This is a genomic window from Streptomyces sp. NPDC057617 (assembly GCF_042800555.1).
In the GTDB taxonomy this organism is placed as follows: Bacteria; Actinomycetota; Actinomycetes; order Streptomycetales; family Streptomycetaceae; genus Streptomyces.
Genome location: NZ_JBHVGV010000004.1, coordinates 89,690 through 100,242 on the forward strand (window position 1 = coordinate 89,690; position 10,553 = coordinate 100,242).

At 69.6% G+C, this 10,553-nt stretch carries 5 protein-coding genes; all 5 read left to right on the forward strand.

The features are described from left to right. Positions 1-9 precede the first annotated feature (9 nt). The gene (locus ACFU9P_RS12035; RefSeq protein WP_384079123.1) at positions 10-1,329 is read left to right on the forward strand and encodes a glycosyltransferase family 2 protein; all 1,320 of its coding nucleotides are present in this window, start codon (positions 10-12) and stop codon (positions 1,327-1,329) included. Further along, positions 1,326-3,350 carry a right-handed parallel beta-helix repeat-containing protein gene (locus ACFU9P_RS12040; RefSeq protein ID WP_384079126.1) on the forward strand — a complete coding sequence of 675 codons (2,025 nt, stop codon included), beginning with the start codon at positions 1,326-1,328 and terminating at the stop codon, positions 3,348-3,350. Before ACFU9P_RS12035 ends, ACFU9P_RS12040 begins: the two co-directional genes overlap by 4 nt. Before the next feature lie 207 nt (positions 3,351-3,557). After that, positions 3,558-4,760, forward strand: coding sequence for a hypothetical protein (locus tag ACFU9P_RS12045; protein WP_384079128.1), 1,203 nt, complete (start codon positions 3,558-3,560; stop codon positions 4,758-4,760). Between the two features lie 186 nt (positions 4,761-4,946). After that, the gene (locus ACFU9P_RS12050) at positions 4,947-6,275 is read left to right on the forward strand and encodes a UDP-glucose dehydrogenase family protein (protein WP_384079130.1); all 1,329 of its coding nucleotides are present in this window, start codon (positions 4,947-4,949) and stop codon (positions 6,273-6,275) included. Positions 6,276-6,596: 321 nt separating this feature from the next. Then, positions 6,597-10,049 (forward strand): CARDB domain-containing protein, encoded by a 3,453-nt coding sequence (locus ACFU9P_RS12055; protein WP_384079133.1) that lies wholly within the window; start codon positions 6,597-6,599, stop codon positions 10,047-10,049. The last annotated feature ends 504 nt before the right edge of the window (positions 10,050-10,553 follow it).

The following is a 10,553-nucleotide window of genomic DNA, read 5'->3' on the forward strand; positions in this document are numbered from 1 at the left end:
GTCACAGCGGTGGGGGAGACTTCATGGCGTGAGGTGATGCCACTCGGCCTGGCCGGCGCGTTCGTCTGGGCGCTGTGGCTCTACCGGGCGGTCCTCTCGCGGTTCGCCCGGCCGGTGGTGAACGAGTTCCGTACGACGGTGTCCGTCGTGGTCCCGGCGTACCGCGAGGACCCGGACATCCTCCTGGACTGTCTGGAGACCTGGCTGGATCAGGACCCCACCGAGATCATCATCGTCCCGGACGTCGAGGACACCGAAGTGCTGCGCAGGCTGGCGCTGGTGAAGGATCCGCGGGTGCGGGTGCTGGCGTTCGAGCACCGCGGCAAGCGGTCCGCGCTGGGGGTGGGGATACGGGCCGCGACCAGCGAACTCGTCGTGCTGGTCGACTCGGACACCCGCTGGCAGCCGGGGCTTCTCGCGGCGGTCCAGATGCCGTTCGTGGACCCCGAGGTGGGCGGCGTCGGCACCCAGCAGAACGTCTATCTGCGCGGCACCAGCGTCTGGCGGCGGGTGGCCGACTGGCTCGTCAACCTCCGTTACTACGACTACGTTCCGGCCATGGGCCGCGCGGGTGCGGTGGCCTGTCTCTCCGGCCGTACGGCGGCGTATCGGCGAGCGGCGATCGAACCGGTGCTGGAGAACCTGGAGAACGAGTTCTTCCTCGGCCGCCGGTGTGTCGCCGGGGACGACGGGCGGCTGACGTGGCTGGTCCTGGCGTCCGGGTACCGGACCGTGCACCAGTCCTCCGCGCGGGCGCTGTCGATGTTCCCGGCCTCGCTCTCGGCGTTCGTGAAGCAGCGGGTGCGCTGGAGCCGGAACTCGTACCGCTGCTATCTGACCGCGCTGTACAAGGGCTGGCTCTGGCGGGTGCCCATGGTCACCAAGATCACGGTGCTGCAGATCCTGCTGACGCCGGTGACGATGGGGATGGCGCTGGGGTATCTGCTGTTCAGCAGGCTGGAGTTGAACGGGCGCGGGGTGGTGCTCGTTCTGATCTGGCTCATCGCGGGGCGCGGGATCCGCGGCTACTCACATCTGCGCAGATATCCACAGGACCTGTTCCTGCTGCCGCTGCTGGCGCTGGTGGTCATCATGATCTCGCTGCCGATCAAGCTGTACGCGTTCGTCACCATGAACAAGCAGGGGTGGCTGACCCGTACGAGCGACAGCGTGGGCGGCCAGGGGCAGGACGCGGCGTCGCTCATCAACAACTCCGGGCGATCGGGCGCGATTCCGGCGCACGCCGGCGCTTCCGTCGGCGGGCCCGCTGTCGGCTCAGGTGCTGTCCAGACAGATTCGGTTTCTTCGGCTGAGGCGGTCCAGCGATGACGCAGTTGAGACATCGGCACGCGCCGTCCGCCGCGCGGAGAATCCGTACCGCGAGACTCCGTACCGCCGCGCGCCTCGCGGCCGTACTCCCCGTGGCCCTGGCCCTGTTCCTCGGCTCCCCCGCGCCGGCTTCGGCCGACGGCTCGGACGGGCAGGACGACCGGCCGGTCACCACCGCCGAGGACGCCGAGAACGAGACCGCGCTGGTCGCCGAGGAGGACCACCGGCTGGACCAGGTCCGCGCGGTGGCCGCCGTCGCCCCGCTGAAGGGCGAGAAGTGGACCCGCCCGTACCGGCTGGACACCGGGGGCGGCTACACCCTGGTGTTCACCCCGCGCACTCAGCCGTACGGCGTCTCCGACCTGCTCAAACTCGCCCCGCAGACCTTTGTGCGCAGCAAGCGTGACGGCTCGTACCTGCTCACCGAGAACATCTATCTGCTCGCGGGGGCGAAGCTGAAGCTGTCCAGCCCGGGCGGGCTGACCCTGCATCTGGCGAGCAACACCAGGGGCTTTGTCTCGATCGTCTCGTTCGGCGGCCGGCTCACTCTGGAGGGCACTCCGCAGGCGCCGATGAAGATCAGTAGCTGGGACCCCGCGGCCAACAAGCCCGATACGGATGTACGGGACGGGCGGGCCTATGTGCGCGCCATCGGCGGCCAGTTCTCGATGTCCCACGCACAGGTCTCGGATCTGGGGTTCTGGAGCGGCCGTACGGGCGGCCTCAGCCTCACCGGTACGGACCGGCCCGACACCGGCAACATCAAGTACACCGACGGCGACCAGGACCTCAACCGGCGCGAGCTGGCGGCGGCCGACGACAAGGCCGAGCGCGAGTCGGAGCAGACGCCCCACGCGGGCGGTGTGATCGCGCAGCCCGCGGGTGAACTGGCCGCTCCGGACAGCCGGTTCTCGGTGCCCGATCTGTCCTATGTCTCCGCGGAGATCAACAACTCCACCATCACGGGCAATCTGTACGGGCTGTTCCTCTCCGGCGCCACCGGGGCCAACATCATCCGGACCAAGGTGATCAACAGCCTGGAGGACGGGGTGGTGCTGCACCGCGGTGTCACCAATGTGGTCGTGGACCGTACGGTCTCGCAGGGGAACGGCGGCGACGGCTTCGTCCTGTCGCGCGCCACCCAGCAGGTCCGGGTCACCGGTTCGAAGGCGCTGTCCAACGGCGGCAACGGCTTCACGCTCAGCGGCCGGCCGCTGGCCAACGGGCCCTCCGCCTCCGGCGAGTCCACCAGCAGCTACGGTTCCAACTCGGTGTCCGACAGCACCGCAAGGGACAACGGCCGGTACGGCATCGAGGTCTTCGGCGGGGTGAACGTCGGCGTCCAGAACAACGAGGTCGACGGCGGCGACATGGGCATCGTGGCCCGCGAGGACTCCGCCAAGGTCACCATCACCGGCAATCACCTCACCGGCCAGACACGCCAGGGCATCTCGGTGCGCGACGGGGTGTCGTCGGCCACGGTCACCGGCAACATCATCGAGGGCACCGAGACCGGGGTGTACATCCGCGACTCGCAGGCGGAGGTACGGGGCAACACCGTCCAGGACGCCACCAACCACGGCATCTCGCTGGTGGGCGGGATCGACAAGTCGACCGTCTCGTACAACGTCGTCGCCGGGGTCGGCCCGAGCGCGGTGGACACGAGCCGGGCGCACGGCGAGGTCACGCTCAAGGAGAACCAGACCTTCGCGTGGCACGACACCAGCGCCTTCTGGGTCAAGTTCAAGCACTACGCCAGTCCGATGACGCTGCTCTGGGTGTCCATCCTGGTGCTGATCGTGGTGTCGGCGGTGCTGGGTGCGCGCCGGGGCATTGAGCGGGACGGGCAGCCGAAGGTCCATCCGTACGCGGACAAGAAGCCGCTGCCGAGCGCGCCCGCCACCGAGGTGCGGGTGGCGGAAGCGGGTGCGGGTGCTGGTACGGGCGTGGACGATACGGGGACGAGGCCGCGGGGGCGGCACAGGGTCCCTGTGATGACGGGCGGTCCCGGGCCGACGTAGACCTGGGCCTGCCTGCTGGCCGGGGCCCGGGCCCCTGGAGTCGACACCGGGGTCCGGACCAAAGAACCGGACCAAAGAACCGGACCCGAGACCCGGACCAAGAACCGGACCCGAGGCCCCGTCCTGATCCCAGGCCCCCGCCCCCTGACCCCGCCCCCCTGACCCCGCCCCCGACAACTCATTCCCGCGAAGCCGGAGTTACCGCCGATGTCATCCACCCCACCTCCGCCCGACCTGCCCGAGGCGCCCGAGCCGCCCCGCAGGGCCGGGCTGCCCAGCGGGCCGGCCCTCTGGCTGTCCGGGGGCGCGTTCCTGATCGCCCTCGCCGCGCTCGTCGTGGCCATCGCCGGGAGCGGCGACAGTCCGGACCCCGAGGTGACCGTGGGCGCCACCACGGCCGGGCCCAAGGCCACCTGGTCCGTACGGCCCGGGACCCTGCCCGACGACCCGGCCGAGCCGGACCCGGTGGTGACGGACGGGGCGAGCGCCGGTTCCGCCTCGCCCGCGCCCTCCGGCCAGGTCGCCTGCCCGCCGGCCTCGGTCACGGCCGTCGACGCGCCCTCGCTGGAGGAGGCCCTCGCCCAGGCGGGGCCCGGCGACAGCATCCGGCTCGCGGACGGCACGTACACCGGCCGTTTCACCGCCAAGACCCCCGGCACCGCCGAGAACCCGGTCTTCCTGTGCGGCGGTCCCGGCGCGGTCATCGACGGCGGCGGCACGGACGGCGGTTACGCGGTGCACCTCGACGGCGCGTCGTACTGGCGGCTGGTCGGCTTCACCGTACGGAACGCTCAGAAGGGCGTGATGGCGGACCGGGTACGGGGAGCCGTCATCCAGGGCCTCACCGTCGAGCGGATCGGTGACGAGGCCGTCCATCTGCGGAACTTCAGCTCGGACAACGTGGTCCGGGACAACACCATCCGCACCACGGGACTGCGCAAGGAGAAGTTCGGCGAGGGCGTCTACATCGGCTCCGCCGAGTCCAATTGGTGCACCGTCAGCCAGTGCAAGCCGGACGCGAGCGACCGTAACGCGGTGGTCGGCAACCGCATCACCGCCACCACCGCCGAGGCCGTCGACATCAAGGAGGGCACCACCGGCGGCCGGGTCACCGGCAACTCCTTCGACGGCTCGAAGCTCGACGGCTCCCACAACGACTCCTGGGTCGATGTGAAGGGCAACGGCTGGCTGATCCAGGGCAATACCGGCCGCCACTCCACCGAGGACGGCTTCCAGACCCACGAGATCCTCAAGGGCTGGGGCACCGGGAACACCTTCAAGGGCAATACGGCGCAGGTGGACGGGCCCGGCTGGGGCTTCCATCTCACCTCCGACGGCAATGAGGTGGCCTGCGACAACAAGGTGACCGGGGCGGCCAAGGGGCTCGCGAACGCGGCCTGCGTTCCGTAACCGGGCGGCGTTTCCCGACCGCTCGGTCTCCCGACCGCTCGCGTTCCTTGGCCGGACTGCCGGCCGGACTGCCGACCGGGCCGTCGGCCGCCCGCTCGTACCACCCGCACCACACTGCCTTCTCTGTTTTCCACCGCTCAGGCGCCCGACCGCTCGCGCGCCGTCCGTACGCCCCTGGAGGCCGGCATGACCGCTCCCGCTCCCCGCATCACCGTCATCGGCACCGGCTATCTCGGGGCCACCCATGCCATCTGCATGGCCGTCCTGGGCTTCGAGGTCCTGGGCGTGGATGTGGACCCGGCCAAGATCGAACGGCTGCGCTCGGGCGAAGTGCCCTTCTTCGAGCCCGGTCTGCCGGAACTGCTCGCCAAGGCGCTGGACTCCGGCCGGCTGCGCTTCACCACGAGCCCCGAGGAGGCCGGGGAGTTCGGGGACATCCACTTCATCTGTGTGGGGACGCCGCAGCAGCGGGACTCGTACGCCGCGGACATGACGTACGTCGACAGCGCGGTCGGCGCGCTCGCCCCGCATCTGCGCAGACGGGCGCTGGTGGTCGGCAAGTCGACCGTGCCGGTGGGGACCGCGGCCCGGCTGACCGAGCTGGTGCAGCGGAACGCCCCGGCCGGTAGGGACGTCGAACTGGCCTGGAACCCCGAGTTCCTGCGCGAGGGCTTCGCGGTGGAGGACACCCTGCGGCCCGACCGGCTGGTGTTCGGTACGGCCTCGGAGTGGGCGGAGGAGCAGCTACGGGCCGCCTTCGCGCCGGTCATCGCGCAGGGCACCCCGGTGGTGGTCACCGATCTGCCGACCGCCGAACTGGTGAAGGTCGCGGCCAACTCGTTCCTCGCCACGAAGATCTCGTACATCAACGCGATGGCGGAGGTCTGTGAGGCGACCGGCGCCGATGTGACGGGGCTGGCCACGGCCCTCGCGTACGACGACCGGATCGGCGGCCGGTTCCTCAAGCCGGGCCTGGGCTTCGGCGGCGGCTGCCTGCCCAAGGACATCCGTGCGTTCAGCCACCGGGCCGAGGAGCTGGGCGTGGGCCAGGCCGTCGCCTTTCTGCGCGAGGTGGACGGCATCAACCAGCGCCGCCGCGCCCGTACGGTCGATCTCGTCCGCGAACTGACCGGCGGCGAGCTGGCCGGGGTACGGGTGACCGCGCTGGGCGCGGCGTTCAAGCCCGACTCCGACGACATACGCGACGCGCCCGCGCTGGATGTGGCCAGGACCCTGCACCGGGCGGGCGCGCATGTCACGGTCGTGGACCCGGCGGCCACCGGGAACGCCCGGCGCGCCTTCCCGGAGCTGGAGTACGCGACGGACGCGATACCCGCCGCGACCGGGGCCGATGTGGTGCTGCTGCTGACCGAGTGGTCGCAGTTCCGTGAGATCGACCCGTATGCGATGGGCTCGGTGGTCGCGCGGCGCCGGATCGTCGACGGGCGGCATGCGCTGGACCCTGCCCAGTGGCGGGCGGCGGGCTGGGAGTACCGGGCGCTGGGCCGCCCCTGACCTCGCCACCGGGCACTCACCGCACGCGGGACAGCAGCCCGCCTTCTCCAGGCCCCCCGGCCTGGCGGAGGCGGGCTTTCTCATGCCGCGGACCAGTCGGGCCGCGGCAACCGAGCGGCAGGCGTGCGAGAACCGTTGACAAAACGGTGACACGACTGCAACCTGTGACTCGCAAAAAGATGGTTATCCAGCTCAATTTTTTGCACTGCTGATGCAACTTAACAGCATGGGCCCACGGCCGGCCCGGTCCCGCGGGCTGTCCGCTCTCGTCGATCTTCTCGTTCCGAACGTTCCGATCGTTCCGACAGAACAGAGGACACCATGAAACGGAAACAGCTCCGCTGGCGGCTGATCATCGGCGCGGTCCTCGCCGGTCTGATCGCCGTCGGGCTCCTGCCCGTCTCCGCCTCGGCGGCCGCCCGCCCCAATCTGGCGCTGGGGAAAACGGCCACGGCCAGCGGCTCGGAGGGGAACCATCCCGCCGCCAATGTCACCGACGGCAGCCAGCCCTCGTACTGGGAGGGACCGGCCAACTCGTTCCCGCAGTGGATCAGGGTCGATCTGGGCGACAGCGCGTCGGTCGATCAGGTGGTGCTCAAACTGCCGGCCTCGTGGGAGGCCCGGACCCAGGCCCTGAGCGTCCAGGGCAGCACCGACGGGATCAACTTCAGCACCCTGTCCGCCTCGCAGGGGCAGTCCTTCGCCCCGGCTTCGGGCAACACCGTGACGGTCGACTTCCCGGTGGCGTCCGTCCGGTACGTACGGGTGAACATCACCGGCAACACGACCTGGCCCGCGGCGCAGGTCTCCGAGTTCGAGATCTACGGTCCTGACGACGGCGGCGGGGAAGGCGGCGAGGAGGGCGGCGGCGAGGATCCCCAGGGCACCAACCTGGCGGTCGGCAAGCCGATCGAGGCCTCTTCCTCGGTCTTCACCTTTGTCGCGCGCAACGCCAACGACGGTAATGTGGGCACCTACTGGGAGTCCGCGGGTCACCCGTCGAACCTGACCGTGAAGCTCGGCGCCAACGCCGACATCACCGGCGTGGTGGTCAAGCTCAACCCGGACCCGGTCTGGGGGACGCGCACCCAGAGCATCCAGGTCCTGGGCCGCGACCAGGCCGCTACCGGCTTCACCTCGCTGGCCGCCCGTGCCAACTACACCTTCAACCCGGCCACGAACCAGAACTCGGTCACCATCCCGGTCACCGGCCGCGCCGCCGACGTACAGCTCCAGATCTTCAGCAACACCGGCGCGAGCGGCGGACAGGTCGCCGAACTCCAGGTCATCGGGGCCCCGGCGCCCAACCCGGACCTGACCGTCACCGCGCTGTCGTGGACCCCCGCCGCCCCGGTGGAGAGCGACACGGTCACGGTCAACGCGACCGTACGGAACGCCGGAACGGCCGCTTCCGGAGCGACCACCGTCAATGTCAGCCTCGGCGGAACGGTCGCGGGCAGCGCCGCGGTCGGCGGACTCGCGGCGGGTGCCTCGACGACCGTCCCGGTGAGTGTCGGGAAGCGGCCGATGGGCAGCTACCGGGTGTCGGCGCTGGTGGACCCGACCGACACGGTCGTCGAGCAGGACAACGACAACAACGGCTTCACCGCGACCCCGGAGCTGGTGGTCGCGCAGAGCCCAGGACCCGACCTCCAGGTCCTCGGCGTCGAGACCAACCCGCAGAACCCGGCCGTCGGAGCGGCGGTCCGCTTCACCGTGGCGGTGAAGAACCGCGGAACCACCAGTTCCGGCGCGACCACGGTCACCCGGGTGGTGGTCGGCGGCACCACGCTCAACACCGACACCCCGGCGATCGCGGCGGGCGCCACGGTCAATGTCAGCGTCAACGGCACCTGGACCGCCACCAACGGCGGCGCCACGATCGTCGCCACCGCCGACGCGACCAACACCGTCGCCGAGACCAACGAGACCAACAACGCGTTCTCGCACTCGATCGTGGTCGGGCGCGGGGCGGCGGTCCCGTATGTCGAGTACGAGGCAGAGGCCGCGCGCTACCAGGGCACCCTGCTGGAGACCGACCCGCTGCGCACCTTCGGGCACACCAACTTCGCTACCGAGTCCTCGGGGCGCAAGTCGGTACGGCTCAACTCCACCGGTCAGTTCGTCGAGTTCACCTCGACCAACCCGTCGAACTCGATCGTGGTGCGCAACTCCATCCCGGACGCCCCGAACGGCGGCGGCACCGAGGCCACCATCAGCCTCTACATCAATGACACCTTCTCCAGGAAGCTCACCCTCTCCTCGAAGCACAGCTGGCTGTACGGCGACACCGACGGCCCCGAGGCGCTGACCAACACGCCCCAGGCCGACGCCCGGCGCCTCTTCGACGAGTCGCACGCCCTGCTGCCGACGACCTACCCGGTCGGCACCAAGTTCCGCCTGCAGCGCGACGCCGCCGACTCGGCCTCCTTCTACATCATCGACCTGATCGATCTTGAGCAGGTCGCTCCCCCGGCGGCCAAGCCCGCCGAGTGCACCTCCATCACCGCGTACGGCGCCGTCCCCGACGACGGCATCGACGACACGGCCGCCATCCAGCGGGCGGTGACGGCCGACCAGGAAGGCGCCATCGCGTGCGTCTGGATCCCGGCGGGGCAGTGGCGCCAGGAGAAGAAGATCCTGACGGACGACCCGCTCGACCGGGGCCAGTACAACCAGGTCGGCATCCGCAATGTCACGATCCGGGGCGCCGGAATGTGGCACTCCCAGCTCTACACCCTCACCGAGCCGCACCAGGCCGTCGGCAGCATCAACCACCCGCACGAGGGCAACTTCGGCTTCGACATTGACGACAACACCCAGATATCCGACATCGCCATCTTCGGCTCCGGCACGATCCGCGGCGGCCCGGGCGGCGCTGAGGGCGGCGTCGGCCTGAACGGGCGGTTCGGCAAGAACACCAAGATCGCCAATGTCTGGCTGGAACACGCCAATGTGGGTGTCTGGGTCGGCCGTGACTACGACAACATCCCCGACCTCTGGGGCCCGGCCGACGGGCTGGAGTTCAGCGGTATGCGTATCCGCAACACCTATGCGGACGGCATCAACTTCACCAACGGCACCAGCAATTCGCGGGTGTTCAATTCGTCCTTCCGCACCACCGGCGACGACTCACTGGCGGTCTGGGCGAACCGGTATGTGAAGGACCCGTCGGTGAATATCGCGCACGACAACCAGTTCCTCAACAACACCATCCAACTGCCCTGGCGGGCCAACGGTGTCGCGGTCTACGGCGGCTACGGGAACAAGATCGAGAACAATCTGATCTACGACACGGCGAACTACCCGGGCATCATGCTGGCGACCGACCACGACCCGCTGCCCTTCTCCGGGCAGACCCTGATCGCCAACAACGCCCTGCACCGCACGGGCGGCGCGTTCTGGAACGAGGACCAGGAGTTCGGCGCGATCACGCTGTTCCCGCAGGCCAGAGATATCCCGGGGGTCACGATCCGGGACACCGACATCTTTGACTCGACGTACGACGGCATCCAGTTCAAGACGGGCGGCGGCAATATGCCGAACGTCGCGATCACGAACGTACGGATCGACAAGTCGAACAACGGAGCCGGAATCCTGGCGATGAGCGGCGCGCGGGGCAACGCGGCGCTGACGAATGTGACGATCACGAACTCGGCGGACGGCAATGTGGTCACACAGCCGGGATCGAGCTTCGTGATCACGGGCGCGGCATCCACGGCGACAAAGACAAAGCCCACCCCGCCGAAGCAGGCGATCCGCAACCGCGACTGACCCTGCTCTCAACCCTGTTGGCTGCCCCTGCCCCCGCCCCCGTCCCCGCCGCAAGCGGGGGGGGGGGCGGGGGCCTACCCGTTCCGCTGTCCCGCGCTCATGTCCGCGTGAGGGCCCGGCCGATCACGCGGCCGGCTTCCACGATCGCTCACCGCACTGGGCAAATGGTGAAACCAGACGCCATACACGGACCGGACCGGAGTCCACCGGGCCCAGGCCGGGCGGTGCCCGCGGTGTTCATGGGCCTGAACTGCCGTGGGGGGAGGGCCCATTGACAGGGTCTTGGGGGGTGATCGATTATCGCGGAGCGCGTGGTTCCGGGAGTGTTGTCGCGGTGCCGGTGCCGCAGTCGTTCTGTGCGTTCGGGGCGGCTGGTGACTGGTGATCCGTTACTCGATGGCAACGTTGTCGTCATATGCCCGGCGCGTGATGCCCCTCCCCACTGAGCCACCCGCGGACGAGGAGAGCCAGCTTGTCGCCCAGAGAACTCATCCACGCGTCGGC

What these genes read in the sequence shown, in the direction of transcription:
- ACFU9P_RS12055 (WP_384079133.1), top strand. Translation starts at nt 6,597, where the DNA reads ATGAAACGGAAACAGCTCCGCTGGCGGCTGATCATCGGCGCGGTCCTC.
- ACFU9P_RS12050 (WP_384079130.1), top strand. Translation starts at nt 4,947, where the DNA reads ATGACCGCTCCCGCTCCCCGCATCACCGTCATCGGCACCGGCTATCTC.
- ACFU9P_RS12040 (WP_384079126.1), top strand. Translation starts at nt 1,326, where the DNA reads ATGACGCAGTTGAGACATCGGCACGCGCCGTCCGCCGCGCGGAGAATC.
- ACFU9P_RS12045 (WP_384079128.1), top strand. Translation starts at nt 3,558, where the DNA reads ATGTCATCCACCCCACCTCCGCCCGACCTGCCCGAGGCGCCCGAGCCG.